Source organism: Paraplanobispora takensis (genome assembly GCF_016863195.1).
Classification (GTDB): domain Bacteria; phylum Actinomycetota; class Actinomycetes; order Streptosporangiales; family Streptosporangiaceae; genus Planobispora; species Planobispora takensis.
Genome location: NZ_BOOK01000017.1, coordinates 53,436 through 69,045, shown reverse-complemented (window position 1 = coordinate 69,045; position 15,610 = coordinate 53,436). Strand labels below are relative to the sequence as shown.

Sequence of the window (15,610 nt, the reverse complement as noted above, 5' to 3'; positions counted from 1 at the left end):
GTCGGTTCACACGCCGTACCGTTCGGGTTTGGGACTGCGGGACATCAGCAGCATCCCGGCCTCGCCGGGAGGCATGCCGTCGTGGACGACGGCCACCACGACCTCGGTGATCGGCATCTCCACGTCGTGCTTCCTGGCCAGCTCCAGGACCGACTCGCAGGACTTGACGCCCTCGGCGGTCTGCTTGGTCGCGGCGATCACCTCCTCCAGGGTCATGCCCTTGCCGAGGTTCTCGCCGAAGGTGCGGTTGCGCGACAGCGGCGAGGTGCAGGTCGCCACCAGGTCGCCCATCCCGGCCAGGCCGGCGAAGGTGTGCGGGTCGGCGCCCAGGGCCGCGCCCAGCCGGGAGATCTCCGCCAGGCCGCGCGTCATGAGCATCGCCCCGACGTTGTCGCCCAGCCCCATGCCCGCGGCGACCCCGACCGCCAGGGCGATCACGTTCTTGACCGCCCCGCCGAGCTCGACGCCCACCACGTCGGGGTTGGTGTAGGCCCGGAACCAGGGCAGGTGGCAGGCCTCCTGCAGGCGTTCGGCGACCCGCTCGTCGGGGCAGGCCACCACGGTCGCCGCGGGCTGCCCGAGGACGATCTCACCGACCAGGTTGGGGCCGGAGACCACCGCGACCCGCTCCTGCGGCACCTCGGCCACCTCGCAGATCACCTCGCTCATCCGCTTGGTGGTGCCGAGCTCGATGCCCTTCATCAGGCTCACCAGCACCGCCTCCGGCGGCAGGTGGGGCTTCCAGGCGGTCAGGTTGCCCCGCAGGGTCTGCGAGGGCACGGCCAGCACCACGAAGTCGGCGCCGTCGAGGGCCTCGGCCGGGTCGGTGGTGGCGCGCAGCGTGTCGGGCAGCACCGTGTCCGGCAGGTAGTCGGGGTTGACGTGGCGCCGGTCGATCGCCTCGACGACCTCCGCGCGTCTGCCCCACAGGATCGTCTCCGTGCCCGCCCCCGCGAGGAGCATCGCGAAGGTGGTGCCCCATGAGCCCGTCCCGAATACGGCCGCCTTGGTCATTTCATCACCGTACGCCGAACTCAGCCGTGAGAGGGCTTCTTGAAGGGCACATCGGGCGCCTTCTCCCCGCGCAGTTCGGCGAGGAGGGCCGTGATCGCCGCCATGATGTCGGCGGTGGCCTCGCGCAGGACGTCGGCCTGGATCGGCCGGTCCCGGTACTTCGACAGGTCCACCGGCGGGCCGACCAGCACGCGGAAGGTCTTGCGGGGCAGCAGCCGGGGCCGCCTGCTGCCGTAGGGCAGGATCTCCTGGGCGCCCCAGTGCGCCACCGGGATCACCGGCACGCCGGTCTCCAGGGCCATCCTGGCGGCCCCGGTCTTGCCCTCCATCGGCCAGAAGTTCGGGTCGCGGGTGCAGGTGCCCTCGGGATAGAACATCACGCACGATCCCTCGGCGATGCGCTCCTCGGCGGCCCTCAGCGAGCGGATGGCGTCGGCGCTGCCCCGGTAGACCGGGATGGCCAGCAGCGAGCGCACCGCGCGGCCCAGTCCCGGCACCTTGAAGAGCGCGGCCTTGGCCAGGATCACCGGCCAGCGCCCGTTGTTGTAGAGGAAGTGGGCGATCAGGATCGGGTCCAGCCACGACAGATGGTTCGTCGCCATGATCATGGCGCCCTCGCGGGGCAGCCGGTCGGCCCGCCGCCAGTCCTTCTTCACCAGGAGCCAGGAGATCGGCTTGACGATCACCACGGCCAGGGCGACCCAGAACCTGGTCGGCCAGCCCGGACGTCTCATGTGCTCCTCCATCTGCACGGGGTGCGCCTCAAGTCTCCCGGTTGGCTCCGGATTGTGTCGAGGCGGGATGCTTAAGGTTATGCCTCCTCACCAGAGCTTCGGGTGGACCCTCGTCGTCCCGGTCAAGACGCTGGTCGCCGCCAAGACCCGGCTGTCCGAGGCGGCGGGCCCGCATCGGGCCGCGCTGGCCGTGGCGATCGCCTGCGACACCGTCGAGGCCGCGCTGCGCTGCCCGCCCGTCGCCCGCGTCGTGGTGGTGACGGGTGATCCCGTGGCGGCCGACGCGCTGTCCGGGGTGGGGGCCCACGTGGTGGCCGACCCCGAGGCGGGGCTCAACGCGGCGCTGCGCCACGGCGCCGGCGAGGCGGTACGGCTGGCGCCCGGCGACGCGGTGGGGGCGCTCCAGGCCGACCTGCCGGCGCTGCGCCCCGCGGAGCTGGCCGTCGTCCTCGCCGCCGCCGCGGAGTTCGAGCAGTCCTTCCTGCCCGACGCCGCCGAGGTCGGCACGACCTTCTACGGGGCACGGCCCGGCGCCGCCTTCGCCCCCGGCTTCGGCGGCGAGTCGCGTGACCGCCACCTGCGGCGCGGCGCCAAGGAGCTGTGCCTGAACGGGGTCGACTCCGTCCGCCGCGACGTCGACACCCCCGACGACCTGCGGGCCGCCCTCACCCTCGGCGTGGGCTCCCGCACCCTCGCCGTGGCGGAACGCATCGGGGGGTCCCCCGGCCGGGAGACCCCCCTGATCTGATCTGCTCCGACATCCCGGGCGCTGCGGGGCGCCCCGGGCCGGTCCGGCGCCCGCCGGTTGCCGGTTCAGTGCCCGGCGTGCTCCTCCTGCCGGGCCTGCCGGGGCAGCAGGAAGGCCACCAGGAAGGTCAGCAGGAGCATCCCGGCGACCACCCACAGGATGGCGGTCATCACCCCGCCGAAGTCGGGGACCGCCTGCGCGGCCAGCATGTCGAAGAAGACCGTGCCGAGCAGGGCCACGCCGAAGGCGCCGCCGAGCTGCTGGACGGCGGTGAGCGTGCCGGAGGCCGATCCGGTCTCGTGCTGCTCGACACCGGCCAGGACGATGTCGAAGAAGGGCGCCATCAGCATGCCCATGCCGAGGCCGGTGACCACGAGGGCGGGGACGAACTGCCAGGGGGTGACCGTCGCGCCCGCGACGGAGACGGTGAACAGCAGGCCGAGGGTGCCGGCGAGCATGACCAGCACGCCGCCCTGCAGGACCTTGCGGCCGAAGCGCTGGACGGCCTGGGCGACGCCGAAGCCGGCGACCATGCCCAGCGACCAGGGGATCATGACGAGGCCCGCCTGCAGGGTGGAGTAGCCCAGGCCGATCTGGGTGTAGAGGTTGAAGACCAGGGTGAAGCCCGCCATGGAGGAGAAGAAGACCAGGCCGGTCACCAGGCCGCCGGTGAACGCCCGCTTGCGGAACAGGCTGGGCACGACCAGCGGGTCACCGCCGGTGCGGCTCTTGCGGGACTCGAACCAGCCGAAGATCCCGAACACCGCGACGGAGGCGCCCATCATGACGAAGGACCAGACCGGCCAGCCGCTCTCCCGTCCCTGGACCAGCGGGTAGACCAGCAGCAGCCCGCCCAGCGTGGCCAGCAGCACACCCGGGACGTCCAGCTTGAGCGGGTGCGGCGAGCGGGACTCCGGCAGGAAGCGCAGCCCGGCGACGACGGCGGCCAGGCCGAGCGGCAGGTTGATGAGGAAGATCATGCGCCAGCCGGTGCCGAAGAAGTCGGCGTCGACCAGCCAGCCCGCCAGGATGGGACCGCCGACCGAGGACAGGCCCATGACCGGGCCGAACAGGCCGAAGGCCTTGCCCATCTCGTCCGGCGGGAACATCTCCTTGATCATGCCGAGCCCCTGGGGCAGCATCACCGCGCCGAACAGGCCCTGCAGGACCCGCGCGCCGACGAGCAGCTCGGGGGACTGCGCGATCCCGCACAGCAGGGAGCCGGCGGTGAAGCCGACGGCTCCGATCAGGAACATGCGCTTGCGCCCGAAGATGTCGCCGAGCCGCCCGCCGGTGATCAGGCCGACGGCCATCGAGAGCGTGTAGGCGGCGCCGAGCCACTGGATGGTGGCGGGGGTGCCGCCCAGGTCCTCGCGGATGCTGGGGGCGGCGATGTTCGTGACCATCGCGTCGATGAGGTCCATCACCTCGGCGGCCAGGATCACGAACAGGGCCGCCCAGCGCCAGCGGTAGGCGGCCGGCACCGGCGGCGAGGGGGCGGATGTCTTCACATCTGCGGTCATGGGGACTCCTCAGGGTCCGGGGGTTCGAACTGAACAGTGATCAGTAAATCTGAACAGCGTTCACCGTACACCATCGGAACACCTCTGGTGAACACCGTTCAGCAGACTGTGCGGTGTTCTCAAGATATGACGCATCTATCGGCTGGACAAGATATGTCTTGAAACTGATCAGTGTTCACTAAACCCGATCAATGTTCTGATGCCGGTAGACTGCGGACATGAGTGAGGAGCTGCCCGCGCTGCCCTGGGACCGGTCACGCCGCCGCGCCGCCCCCGTCCGCGTCCCGCTCACTCCGGAGCGGATCGTCGACGCGGCCTACGTGGTCCTCGACCGCGAGGGCTACGACAAGCTGAGCATGCGCCAGGTCGCCGCCGAGCTGGGCGTCGCGGTCTCGGCCCTCTACACCCACGTGAGCAGCAAGGACGAGCTGCTGGAGCTGATGTACCTGCGGCTCTTCAGGGGCTGGGAGGTGCCCGATCCCGACCCCGCGCGCTGGCGGGAGCAGGTGGCCGAGTTCGCCCGCGAGGGCCTGGACCGCCTGCGCCGGCACCGCGACCTGGCCAGGATCTCCATGGTCGGGGTGCCGTTCAGCCCCGAGGTGCTGCCGCAGATGGAGAAGCTCGTCACCATCTTCCGCCTGGCGGGCCTGCCCGACCCGGTGGCGGCGCGCGCGGGCGACCTGCTGTCCACCCTCGTCGACGCGTTCGCCTTCGAGGAGAGCATCTGGCAGGACCGCTACCGCGACTCCTCCGACTTCTCGTGGACGAAGGTCAGCGAGACCTTCCAGCAGTATTTCGAGGACCTGCCGCCCGACCGGTTCCCCAACCTGAGCGCGCTGGCCCCCCACATGGTCTCCGGTTCCCAGAACGACCGGTTCGACCTGGCCGTGGAGATCGTCATCCGCGGCCTGGCCTCCTTCGTCGAGGAGGCCGCTACAGCCGGAGAGTCCGGCGACAGGTCAGCACCGGCAGGTGAGCCGCGCTGATGCCGCACGCGGCGATCCACAGGAGCTCGTGCGGGCCGGACCACGTCCCCAGCGCTCCGCCGAGCAGCCCGCCGAGCGGCGCCGCGCCCCACATCAGGAACCGCATGCTGGCGTTCATCCGGCCGAGCATGCGCTCCGGGGTGATCCGCTGACGGTAGCTGAGCTGGTTGATGCTGAACACCGAACCGGCCACGCCGTTGAGCAGGCAGCCCAGCGGGTACAGCGCCAGCCGCCAGCCCTGGCCGGTCAGCGGGATGAGCAGGATGGTCACGGCCGCCGCGGCCGCCCCGCCGTACATCGCCCGCCCGACCCCGAAGCGGTCCGCCACGCGGGGGGCGAGGACCGCGCCGGCCAGCCCTCCGACGGCGCCGCCGCTCAGCAGCAGGCCGTACACCGCCGGGCTCACGCCGAGGGTCTTGAGCAGGAAGAGAGGCTGGGCGACCAGCCAGACGCCGTTCGACAGCATGACCAGCCCGCCGACCATGGCCACCCGGCGGAGCACCGGGTGGCCGGCGACGTAGCGAACCCCCTCGGCGACCTCCTCCCCGAGCCTGCGGCGCTCCCCCGCGGGCGGGGGCGCCTCCTGCGCGCGGACCCCGCCGAGCAGCAGTGCCGAGACCAGATAGCTGACCGCGTCGGCCAGGAGGGCGATCGGCGCGGTGAGCACGTGCACCAGCCAGCCGCCCAGCGCCGGACCGGACAGGACGCCTGTTCCGCGCAGCGTCTCCAGGACGCCGTTCCCGCGCAGCAGGTCGTCCCTGCCGACCAGTGAGGGCAGAAAGCTCATGTGCGCCACGTCGAAGAAGACCGAGCCGAGGCCGATGAGCAGCGCGACGAGATAGAGCTGGGGCAGGGTGAGCGCGTCGAGCGCGGCGGCCAGCGGGACCGACAGCAGCGCGGCGGCGCGCAGCAGGTCGCTCCAGATCAGGATCGGGCGGCGGCGCAGCCGGTCCACCCACACCCCGGCGGGCAGCCCGACGAGCAGGAACGCCGCGGTCTCGGCGGCGGTGAGCAGGCCGATCTCCATCGGGCCCGCGCCGAGGGCGAGCACCGCCACCAGCGGCAGGGCGACGATGGTGACCTGGGTCCCGAACTGACTGATCGCGTCGGCCCCGAGGAACAACCGGAACGACCTGTCCCGCCACATCCCGGCGCCCTTGGTCCCGGCACGCACGATCACGCATCGTCCCCGTCCCCCGCCCGGCCGGTCAAACCCTTTTCCCGTACGGCGCGCCGCGGGAGCGCGGGTCGTCTCCCGTACGGCGGGCGCCGCACCGCGGGAATGCGGGCGGCGCGGGCGTTAGTGTGGTGGCGTGCAGGCGACGGTGCGGATCTTTGACCCGGAGACCCGGGCGGGCTCGGTGTTCCTGGACGACGGGACCGAGATCCCGTTCGACGCGGCGGCCTTCGACGCCGGACCGCTGCGGCTGCTGCGATCGGGGCAGCGGGTCAACATCGTCATGGACGGCGGCCGCGTCACCTACGTGACGCTCTCGACGTTCCCCGTGCCCGGCTGAGCCCTCCGGCCGCGTCCCGCCGCCCGCCGGGCCCCGCACACGCGAGACGCCCGGACCCGCTGCGGGGATCCGGGCGCCTGCGCGAAAGGCCTACTTCTTGGCGGCCTTCTTGCCGCCCTCGTTGACCAGGTCCTTGAAGTCGGAGCCCGGGCGGAACTTCGGCGCCCAGCTCTCGGCCACCTTGATCTCGGCGCCGGTCGAAGGGTTCCTGGCCGTGCGGGCCGGCTTGTGCACCATCTCGAAGGCGCCGAAGCCCGTGATGGAGACCTTGTCGCCACCGGCGACGGCGCTCTGGATGGCGTCCAGCACCGCGTTCACGGCCTCGGTGGCCGTCTTCCTGTCGCCCACCCGACCCGCGATGGCGTCGACGAGTTCTTTCTTGTTCATGAAGGTTGCGCTCCCCTTGTTGCAGATGTACGGGAGTGGGCCCGGGAAAAGAAAGCCCGTCTCACCCGATGTGTCGCGGCAGGGTCTCTGGCGGAGCGAGAAACCCCTTACCCGCTTGAAATTAGGGGACAGAAGCGTGCGACTCAATCACCTTCCGCAATATTTCCAGCACTCCGCGTGTCCGAAACCAGGACATCGACCTCCAAAAGGAACGAATCCAGGCGGGTGGCGGCGTGCTCGAGGTCGCGCTTGGACAGGTCGCAGATGCCCAGCAGGCGCCGGTGCAGGCGCTGCCTCACCTCCGGGGCGACGGACAGCGCGCGGACGCGGCGGTGCGCCTCGCGCAACCGCCGCGCCAGATCCTCTTCTGAACGTGTCAGACGGTCGTCGGCAGCCATGACTGCCGACCATTCTCGTATGCCGCGATGTCGTCCGCGTTGCGCAGGGTCAGCCCGATGTCGTCCAGGCCCTCCATCAGCCGCCAGCGCGTGTAGTCGTCGATCTCGAACCCGGCGCTCTCCCCCGCCCAGACGACCCGGCGCTCGCCCAGGTCGACGGTGACCTCCAGGGCGGGGTCGGCCTCGGCGGCCGACTGCAGGGCCTCGACGGTCTCGGCGGGCAGGACGACCGGGAGCAGCCCCATCTTGGTGGAGTTGTTGCGGAAGATGTCGCCGAACCGCGCCGCGATCACGACGCGGAAGCCGTACTGCTGCAGGGCCCACACGGCGTGCTCGCGCGAGGAGCCGGTGCCGAAGTCGGGGCCGGAGACCAGGATCGAGGCGCCCTGGTAGGCGGGCTGGTTCAGCACGAAGCCGGGGTCCTCGCGCCAGGCGGAGAACAGGCCCTTCTCGAAGCCGGTACGGCTGACCTGCTTGAGCCAGACGGCCGGGATGATCTGGTCGGTGTCGACGTTGCTGCGGCGCAGCGGCACGACCCGGCCGGTGTGGGTGGTAAAGGCTTCCATCGTCAGGTCTCCTAGGCCAGGTCGGCGGGGGCGGTCAGTTTGCCGGTGACGGCGGTGGCGGCGGCGACGGCGGGCGACACCAGGTGGGTGCGGCCGCCCTTGCCCTGGCGCCCCTCGAAGTTGCGGTTGGAGGTCGAGGCGCTGCGCTCGCCGGGGGCGAGGGTGTCGGGGTTCATCCCCAGGCACATCGAGCAGCCCGCCTCGCGCCACTCGGCGCCCGCGGCCTTGAACACCTCGTGCAGACCCTCCTGCTCGGCCTGGAGCTTGACCAGCATCGAGCCGGGGACGATCAGCGTGCGGGTGACGACCTTGCGCCCGCGCAGCACCTCGGCGGCGGCCCGCAGGTCCTCCAGGCGGCCGTTGGTGCAGGAGCCGACGAAGACCGTGTCCACCGCGATCTCGCGCAGCGGGGTGCCCGCGGTCAGCCCCATGTACTCCAGCGCGCGGCGGGCGGCGGCCGGGTCGTCGGTCTCCTCGGGGACCGGCACGGCCGTCCCCAGCGGAGCACCCTGGCCGGGGTTGGTCCCCCAGGTGACGAACGGGGTCAGCGTCGAGGCGTCGATCTCCACGACGGTGTCGAAGACGGCGTCGGCGTCGGTCGTCAGCGACTTCCAGTACTCGACCGCGGCGTCCCAGGCGGCGCCGGTCGGCGCGTGGGGGCGGCCCTTGAGGTACTCGAAGGTGGTCTCGTCCGGAGCGATCATGCCCGCCCGGGCGCCGGCCTCGATGGACATGTTGCAGACGGTCATCCGGCCCTCCATGGAGAGCTTGCGGACGGCCTCGCCGCGGTACTCGACGATGTAGCCCTGGCCGCCGCCGGTGCCGATCTTGGCGATGATCGCCAGGATCAGGTCCTTGGCGGTGACGCCGGTCGGCAGCTCCCCGGAGACCTCGATGGCCATCGTCTTGGGCCGGTAGGCGGGCAGCGTCTGGGTGGCCAGCACGTGCTCCACCTCGGAGGTGCCGATGCCGAAGGCGATGCCGCCGAAGGCCCCGTGGGTGGAGGTGTGAGAATCCCCACACACGATGGTCATGCCGGGCTGGGTGAGGCCGAACTGCGGCCCGATGATGTGCACGACGCCCTGGCCCGCGTCACCCATGGGGTGCAGCCGGACGCCGAACTCCGCGCAGTTCTTGCGCAGCGTCTCGACCTGGGTCTTGGAGACCGGGTCGGAGATCGGGCCGAGCACGGTCGGCACGTTGTGGTCCTCGGTGGCGATGGTGAGGTCCGGCCGCCGCACCTTGCGCCCCGCCATGCGCAGGCCGTCGAACGCCTGCGGGCTGGTCACCTCGTGGACGAGGTGAAGGTCGATGTAGAGCAGGTCGGGTTCTCCCTCGGCACGTCGCACGACGTGCTGCTCCCAGACCTTCTCCGCCAGCGTGCGGCCCATGTCGCCTCCTCGCGATCCCTTATCCGTGCGCGGCGCTTCGTCGCATCGGCACGGCTCCGACTTGCTTTCTCATATGTCGAGACGGCAGTATCGGTGTATGGACAACTCTAGCGGAGTCGGCGTACTCGACAAGGCCGTTCTCGTGCTCAACGCACTCGAGGCCGGCCCGGCTTCCCTGGCGCAACTCGTCCAGGCGACCGGTCTGGCGCGTCCCACGGCCCACCGGCTGGCGGTCGCGCTCGAGCATCACCGCATCGTCTCCCGCGACACGCAGGGCCGGTTCGTACTGGGACCGCGGCTGTCGGAGCTGTCCACGGCGGCCGGCGAGGACCGGCTGCTGGCCGTCGCCGCGCCGATCTTGACCCAGCTCAGGGACATGACCGGAGAAAGTGCACAACTTTACCGGCGCCAGGGCGACGAGCGCGTGTGCGTGGCCGCCGCCGAGCGCGCCAGCGGGCTGCGCGACACCGTGCCGGTCGGTTCGGCGCTGCCGATGTTCGCCGGCTCGGCCGCGCAGATCCTGCTGGCCTGGGAGGAGCCCGACCGCCTGCACCGCGGCCTGCGCGGCGCCAAGTTCACCGCGGCCACGCTGTCCAGCGTCCGGCGCCGGGGCTGGGCCCACAGCGTCGGCGAGCGCGAGCAGGGGGTGGCCAGCGTCTCGGCGCCGATCCGGGGCACCGGCGGCAAGGTCGTCGCCGCCATCTCGGTCTCCGGGCCGATCGAGCGCCTCACCCGGACCCCCGGCCGCATGCACGCCGCCCCCGTGGTCGCCGCCGCCGAGCGGATCACCGAGTCGATGCGCCGCAACGGCTGAGCCCATCCGGGCGAGCCGTTCGATATCGGGAGGCAAGGACCCCTGCGGGCCCCTAGGCTGGGCGGGTGACAGATCGCATCGAGGCAGCCGCGGCTGAACTGCGTCCCCTGCTCCAAGAATTCATCCTCTGGGCGCGGGAGAACGCGCCCGGCAGCGACTCAGGCCTCGTGGGCTCCGTGGCCCTGTGGCACCGGCTCATCGCCTCCGACGACGCCGGCCGGTGGAGGACGGCCGACCTGCGCGCGGTCCTGCTCGACCGGATGCCCCAGGTGGTGGAGGACCCCGAGGCCGCGGCCGAGGGCATCGTGCCCGCCGTCCGCTCCTATCTGACCTTCCTGTCGGATACGGACCGGCTGGCCAAGGGCTCGTCCCCGCTGCGCGACCTGCTCACCGAACTCGACCGCATCGAGGACGACGTCGTCGACGCGATGGAGGACGCCGTCTCGGACGACGACTACGACGACGAGGACGACGACCAGGTCGAGGGGCTGGGCGACTTCGAGCCGTTCGCCGACGAGCTCGCCGCGCTGCCGACGATCCGGCTGCGCCCGGACTCCGAGCTGGCCGCGGCGGCCCGCGCGTCGGTGCTGATCGGCAAGGCCCGCGACCTCGCGGTCTGGGTCGGCACCGCGCGCCGGGTGGGCGAGGAGAACCTGCTCACCGACGCCGAGATCGCCGAGGCCGTGGCCGCCCTGGGCTTCCCCCCGCCCGCCGCGGACGGCGGCCCGCTGGCCGACTCCGTCCCCGCGCTCTGGAACGTCTGGAACCTCGCCATCGACCTCGACTTCCTCCAGCCGGAGGGAGAGGACACCGTCAGCGCCGACCCCGACGCCGCCGAGTGGCCCTTCGACGACGACGACGACGTCCTCGACGCCTGGCTGACCGGCCTGCACTCGATCGACTACGGCGACCCCGAGCTCGACGACGAAGAGGCCACGATCGCCCTGTCCGGGCTGACCCGGGCGCTGCTGCTGCGGGTGCTGCTGGCCGGCGGCTCCAAGTCCCTGGCCGACCTCCGCTCCGAACTGGCCGAGGCCGCCGCCGAATACGACGACCTGGGCGCCGAGGCGTGGGCGGCCGCGACCAAGCGCTACGGCGACCCGCTGAACCCGGTGCTCGACTGGCTGTGCGGCTACGGCATGGTCGAGGTCGAGCACGAGCACGTACGGCTGACGCCGCTGGGCACCGAGGGCCTCGTCCACCTCGTGGACGAGGAGGACATCGAGCTGGACGCCCGGCCCGCCATCGACGCGATGACGGCGCTGGACCTGCTCGCCTTCAGCGCCGAGCTGCCCGAGGAGGAGGCGGACGCCGAGTTCGACGCCTGGATGGAGCTGCGCGAGCCCGGCCAGGCCGCCGGGGAGCTGCTGCGGGCCGCGGCGGAGGACGACGCCGACGCCCTGGTCAGGGTGCAGGCCGCCAGCGTGGTCGGCTCGCTCGGCGAGGCGGCCGTGCCCGCCTGGCGCGAGGCCCTCGACGAGCCGTCCCTGCGCCCCTACGCGGCGACCCACCTGGCCCAGCTCGGCGTCGACGACGTGCCCGCGCCCACCCAGGCCGACACCCACTGGCTGATCCTCGACATGCTGACCATCTCCGCCGGCCTCGGCCGCCCGGAGTTCGTCGGCAGCCTCGACGACATCGGCCCGGCCTCGACGCTGATCCCCCTGCTGGACGTGATCTGGAAGGTCCGCCACCCGCACCTGGAGGAGCTTCTGGAGGCCATCGCCAAGGCCCACCCCGACCGCCAGGTCGGCAAGGCCGCCAAACGCGCCCTGTTCAAGGCCCGCTCCCACGAGAACTGACCGGGCCGCCCGTCTCGCCCCGGCGCCGGACGCCTCGCCGTGCCGGCCCCGGGGCCGGGATCGGGGTCGGGATCGGGGTCGTCAGGCGGTCTCCTGCCAGTCCGGGAGCGGACGGTAGATCGCGATGCCCGCGGTCTCCAGCTCCTCGCGCAGGGCGAAGTACTCCTCGCCGAACGGGTCGACGCCCCGCAGCGGCAGGAGCCCGCGGCGGATGGCCAGGTCGTGCGGGGCGAGGCCGGCGGCCGTCCTCAGGTGCCGCTCGGCGGCGGCCGTACGGCCCGAGCGCAGCAGCCAGGCCGCGATCCGCGCGTGCAGGCGGGCCAGGCATTCGTCCTCGGTGGGGGCCCGCAGCTCGCGCAGGGTCGTGCCGGCCTCGCCGTCGACCACCCACCGGCGCAGGGCCGCCACGGCCCGCTCGGAGGACAGGCCGTTCATCGAGCGGAAGGTGTCGGTGGCCGTCATGGTGTCCTGCGGCCGGGCGACGCGGCCGGCCTCGTCGACCCAGACCACGGTCGGCACGTTGATCACGTTGTACAGCTCCGCGATGCGGCCGTCGGCGTCGACCACCGCCGGATGGTCGGTGCCGGCCAGCCACTCGCGGGCGTCGGCGGGCTCGCGGTCCAGGGAGACGCTGAGCACGCTGAAACCGTGGCCGGACAGCTCGCGGTGGAGCTCGTCCCAGGCGGGCAGGTCGTAGCGGCAGCCGCACCAGGAGGCCCAGAAGACCAGGGCCACCTTGCGGCCGCGCAGCCGCGTCAGTTCCTCGAACTCCGGCGCCACGTCCATGGCGGTCCCGGCGGGCTCGCCGACCGCGACGACCCCCTCCTCCTCGTCGGCCACCACCGGCCGGCCGAGCAGCCCGGCGAAGGCCGCCAGATCCACGCCCTGCCCGGTCTCGGCCGCCGCGGCGCGGAACGAGGGCAGGCAGGCGTCGCCCCGGCACCAGCCGTGCGGCTTGCGCTCCCAGCCCAGGACGGTCACGCCGTGCGGGACGACCATGCCCTCGACCGTGCTCTCCCGGCCGTCCGCCAGCAAAGTGATCATCTTGACCCCTCCTTGGATAGTGTTGCTATCCAATAGTTGGACAGCAGAGCTATCCAGTCAAGGGGTGGAGCCCGGGAATCAGCCGAGGGAGTGAGCCCGAGACGGAGGGATGGGGTCCGGAAACGCAGGAAACCCCCGGAAGCGAGCGCTTCCGGGGGTTCCGCAAGGTAGCCCCGACCGGATTCGAACCGGCGCTACCGCCTTGAGAGGGCGGCGTCCTAGGCCACTAGACGACGGAGCCTTGCGTGTGTGCGATTGGTAGTCCCGACCGGATTCGAACCGGCGTTACCGCCTTGAGAGGGCGGCGTCCTAGGCCACTAGACGACGGGACCCTGCACACTGGGGGCGGATTCGGCATAGCCGAATCCTGACAACTCCGGGAGGAGTTACCGCTGGGGTACCAGGACTCGAACCTAGACTAACTGAACCAGAATCAGTCGTGCTGCCAATTACACCATACCCCACCGCTCCGGGCTGCCCTGCGGCCTCCCTGGCGACTCCGAAAGAATAGCCCACCTTGAGGGCCAAGGCCAAAACGGGGGCGGCCAGTCGGCTCGAAGCGAACCGGGAGCCTTCCGAGTGCTTATCGGAGGCCCGTTATGTAACGCTGCTCCAGAAGGCAATCCAGAAGATTCTTCGCATAAGAGGAGCCCGCACCGTGGCCGACAATCCCTTCTTCGCAGCCAGCACGCTGCCCTACAGCCTGCCCCCCTTCGCGCAGATCCGCGAGGAGCACTACCTGCCCGCCTTCGAGCACGGCATGGCCGAGCAGCTGCGGGAGGTGGCGGAGATCGCGGGCAACCCCGAGCCGGCGACCTTCGCCAACACCATCGAGGCCCTGGAGCGCTCGGGCCGGGTCCTCAAGCGGGTGGCGACCGTGTTCTTCAGCATCGCCTCCTCGGACGCGACCGACGGCATCAGGGAGATCGAGACCGAGATCTCCCCCCGCCTCACCAAGCACAACGACGCCATCCACCTCGACCGCGCCCTCTACGCGCGGATCAAGCAGGTCTCCGCCGAGGACCCGCAGGAGGCCTGGCTGCTGGAGAAGTACCGGGTGGACTTCATCCGGGCCGGCGCCGACCTGTCGGAGTCCGAGCAGGAGCGGCTCAAGCAGCTCAACGAGGAGCTGTCCACGCTCGGCACGACCTTCTCGCAGAACCTGCTGAAGGCCAGCACCGCCTCGGCGCTCGTCGTCGAGGACCCCGCGGAGCTGGACGGGCTCTCGGAGAGCGCCATCAAGGCGATCGAGAAGGACGGCAAGTACGTCCTGCCGCTGCTGAACTTCACCAACCAGCCCGCCCTGGCCGAGCTGACCAGCAGGGAGACCCGGCGCAGGCTGTACGAGCTGTCGGTCAATCGCGCCCCGGAGAACTTCGAGCTGGCGATCAGGATGGCGACCCTGCGCGCCGAGCGCGCCGCCCTGCTCGGTTACCCGGACCACGCCGCCTACACCGTCGCCGACCAGACGGCCAAGACCACCGGGGCCGTCGAGGAGATGCTCGGCAAGCTGACCGGCCCGGCGGTGGCCAACGCCCGCCGGGAGGCCGAGGCGCTGAGCGAGCAGGCCGGCTTCCCCATCGAGCCGTGGGACTGGTCGTTCTACGCCGAGAAGGTGCGCAAGGCCCGCTACGACTTCGACAGCTCCGAGCTGCGCCCCTACTTCGAGCTGGACCGGGTGGTGAAGGACGGCATCTTCCACGCCGCCACCGAGCTGTACGGCATCACCTTCGCCGACCGGCCCGACCTGGCCGGCTATCACCCCGACGTGCGGGTCTACGAGGTGTCCAACGCCGACGGCTCGCCGCTGGGCCTGTTCCTGCTGGACCCCTACGCGCGGCCCACCAAGCGCGGCGGCGCGTGGATGAACAACCTCGTCGACCAGTCCCACCTGTTCGGCGAGCGGCCCGTGGTGATGAACAACCTCAACATCACCAAGCCCGCCGAGGGCCCGACCCTGCTGACCTTCGACGAGGTCAACACCGCCTTCCACGAGTTCGGCCACGCCCTGCACGGCCTGTTCTCCGACGTGCGCTTCCCCCGGGTCTCCGGCACCGAGGTCCCCCGCGACTTCGTGGAGTATCCCTCGCAGGTCAACGAGATGTGGGCGACCTGGCCGTCCGTCCTGGCCAACTTCGCCAAGCACCACGAGACCGGCGAGCCGGTGCCCGCGGAGCTGCTGGAGAAGATGAAGGCCGCCGAGAAGTTCAACCAGGGCTTCACGACGGTGGAGTATCTCGCCGCCGCCCTGCTGGACTGGGCCTGGCACCGGCTGGCCCCCGGCGAGACCGTCACCGACGCCGAGGCCTTCGAGAACGCGGCCCTGGAGCGCGCCGGGATCGCCTTCGAGCAGGTCCGCACCCGCTACAGGACCAACTACTTCGCGCACATCTTCTCCGGCGGCGTGGGCGGCTACAGCGCCGGCTACTACTCCTACATCTGGAGCGAGGTGCTGGACGCCGAGAGCGTCGAGTGGTTCAAGGAGAACGGCGGCCTGACCCGCGAGAACGGCGACCACTTCCGGTCCACGCTGCTGTCGGTCGGCGGCTCCAAGGACGTGATGGACGCCTTCCGCGACTTCCGCGGCCGTGACCCGCGCATCGAGCCGCTGCTGGAGCGCCGGGGCCTGCTGGGCGGCTGACGCACCGGGGCCCGCCGAGCGGCCGGCGCATCGGGACGCTCCCGG

Annotated in this window: 15 protein-coding genes and 3 tRNA genes; 6 read left to right on the top strand and 12 right to left on the bottom strand. The window is 71.5% G+C overall.

All coding sequences use genetic code 11. The features are described from left to right. Positions 1-6 precede the first annotated feature (6 nt). Together Pta02_RS13280 and Pta02_RS13275 are read right to left on the bottom strand one after the other, a co-directional pair. On the bottom strand, positions 7-1,014 hold the full coding sequence (locus Pta02_RS13280; RefSeq protein ID WP_203875092.1) for an NAD(P)H-dependent glycerol-3-phosphate dehydrogenase: 1,008 nt from the start codon (positions 1,012-1,014) through the stop codon (positions 7-9). A gap of 20 nt (positions 1,015-1,034) precedes the next feature. Continuing rightward, positions 1,035-1,748, bottom strand: a complete 714-nt coding sequence (locus Pta02_RS13275) for a lysophospholipid acyltransferase family protein (protein ID WP_203875091.1) — start codon at positions 1,746-1,748, stop codon at positions 1,035-1,037. A 67-nt stretch (positions 1,749-1,815) separates the two neighbouring features. Between Pta02_RS13275 and cofC the strand changes: the two genes are divergently transcribed. Continuing rightward, positions 1,816-2,496 carry a 2-phospho-L-lactate guanylyltransferase gene (gene cofC, locus Pta02_RS13270; protein ID WP_203875090.1) on the top strand — a complete coding sequence of 227 codons (681 nt, stop codon included), beginning with the start codon at positions 1,816-1,818 and terminating at the stop codon, positions 2,494-2,496. 65 nt (positions 2,497-2,561) lie between these two features. On the opposite strand, the gene Pta02_RS13265 is transcribed toward cofC, so the two are convergent. Beyond that, positions 2,562-4,019 carry an MFS transporter gene (locus Pta02_RS13265; RefSeq protein WP_203875089.1) on the bottom strand — a complete coding sequence of 486 codons (1,458 nt, stop codon included), beginning with the start codon at positions 4,017-4,019 and terminating at the stop codon, positions 2,562-2,564. A gap of 218 nt (positions 4,020-4,237) precedes the next feature. Here Pta02_RS13265 and Pta02_RS13260 point away from each other — a divergent pair, with 218 nt between their 5' ends. Beyond that, positions 4,238-5,005, top strand: a complete 768-nt coding sequence (locus Pta02_RS13260; RefSeq protein WP_203875088.1) for a TetR/AcrR family transcriptional regulator — start codon at positions 4,238-4,240, stop codon at positions 5,003-5,005. Here Pta02_RS13260 and Pta02_RS13255 read toward each other — a convergent pair. Further along, entirely contained in the window at positions 4,953-6,185 is a 1,233-nt protein-coding gene (locus tag Pta02_RS13255) for an MFS transporter (RefSeq protein ID WP_239130433.1), read from the bottom strand. The two genes, Pta02_RS13260 and Pta02_RS13255, sit on opposite strands and share 53 nt — an antisense overlap. A 133-nt stretch (positions 6,186-6,318) precedes the next feature. Here Pta02_RS13255 and Pta02_RS13250 point away from each other — a divergent pair, with 133 nt between their 5' ends. Next, complete coding sequence (locus Pta02_RS13250) at positions 6,319-6,522, top strand: hypothetical protein (RefSeq protein ID WP_203875087.1); 204 nt, start codon at positions 6,319-6,321, stop codon at positions 6,520-6,522. 90 nt (positions 6,523-6,612) lie between these two features. Here the strand turns inward: Pta02_RS13250 and Pta02_RS13245 are convergent, their stop codons facing one another. The 4 genes from Pta02_RS13245 to leuC form a co-directional block, all read right to left on the bottom strand. After that, positions 6,613-6,909, bottom strand: a complete 297-nt coding sequence (locus Pta02_RS13245) for an HU family DNA-binding protein (RefSeq protein ID WP_203875086.1) — start codon at positions 6,907-6,909, stop codon at positions 6,613-6,615. A 143-nt stretch (positions 6,910-7,052) separates the two neighbouring features. Next, positions 7,053-7,307 (bottom strand): SCO5555 family protein, encoded by a 255-nt coding sequence (locus tag Pta02_RS13240; protein ID WP_203875085.1) that lies wholly within the window; start codon positions 7,305-7,307, stop codon positions 7,053-7,055. Continuing rightward, entirely contained in the window at positions 7,286-7,873 is a 588-nt protein-coding gene (gene leuD, locus Pta02_RS13235) for a 3-isopropylmalate dehydratase small subunit (protein ID WP_203875084.1), read from the bottom strand. The genes Pta02_RS13240 and leuD overlap by 22 nt, the downstream gene beginning before the upstream one ends. Before the next feature lie 11 nt (positions 7,874-7,884). Then, positions 7,885-9,264 (bottom strand): 3-isopropylmalate dehydratase large subunit, encoded by a 1,380-nt coding sequence (gene leuC, locus Pta02_RS13230; protein ID WP_203875083.1) that lies wholly within the window; start codon positions 9,262-9,264, stop codon positions 7,885-7,887. Positions 9,265-9,361: 97 nt separating this feature from the next. Here leuC and Pta02_RS13225 point away from each other — a divergent pair, with 97 nt between their 5' ends. Together Pta02_RS13225 and Pta02_RS13220 are read left to right on the top strand one after the other, a co-directional pair. Continuing rightward, on the top strand, positions 9,362-10,078 hold the full coding sequence (locus tag Pta02_RS13225; protein WP_203875082.1) for an IclR family transcriptional regulator: 717 nt from the start codon (positions 9,362-9,364) through the stop codon (positions 10,076-10,078). A 65-nt stretch (positions 10,079-10,143) separates the two neighbouring features. Continuing rightward, entirely contained in the window at positions 10,144-11,880 is a 1,737-nt protein-coding gene (locus Pta02_RS13220) for a hypothetical protein (protein ID WP_203875081.1), read from the top strand. Between the two features lie 81 nt (positions 11,881-11,961). Here Pta02_RS13220 and Pta02_RS13215 read toward each other — a convergent pair whose 3' ends face one another. From Pta02_RS13215 to Pta02_RS13200, 4 genes are all read right to left on the bottom strand, one after another. Continuing rightward, the gene (locus Pta02_RS13215) at positions 11,962-12,924 is read right to left on the bottom strand and encodes a TlpA disulfide reductase family protein (protein WP_203875080.1); all 963 of its coding nucleotides are present in this window, start codon (positions 12,922-12,924) and stop codon (positions 11,962-11,964) included. A gap of 168 nt (positions 12,925-13,092) precedes the next feature. Next, a tRNA-Glu gene (locus Pta02_RS13210) sits at positions 13,093-13,165 on the bottom strand. Positions 13,166-13,180: 15 nt separating this feature from the next. Beyond that, positions 13,181-13,256: transfer RNA gene (locus tag Pta02_RS13205), tRNA-Glu, on the bottom strand. Between the two features lie 60 nt (positions 13,257-13,316). Continuing rightward, a tRNA-Gln gene (locus tag Pta02_RS13200) sits at positions 13,317-13,388 on the bottom strand. Between the two features lie 194 nt (positions 13,389-13,582). Between Pta02_RS13200 and Pta02_RS13195 the strand changes: the two genes are divergently transcribed. After that, positions 13,583-15,565 carry a M3 family metallopeptidase gene (locus Pta02_RS13195; protein WP_203875079.1) on the top strand — a complete coding sequence of 661 codons (1,983 nt, stop codon included), beginning with the start codon at positions 13,583-13,585 and terminating at the stop codon, positions 15,563-15,565. Positions 15,566-15,610: the final 45 nt, after the last annotated feature.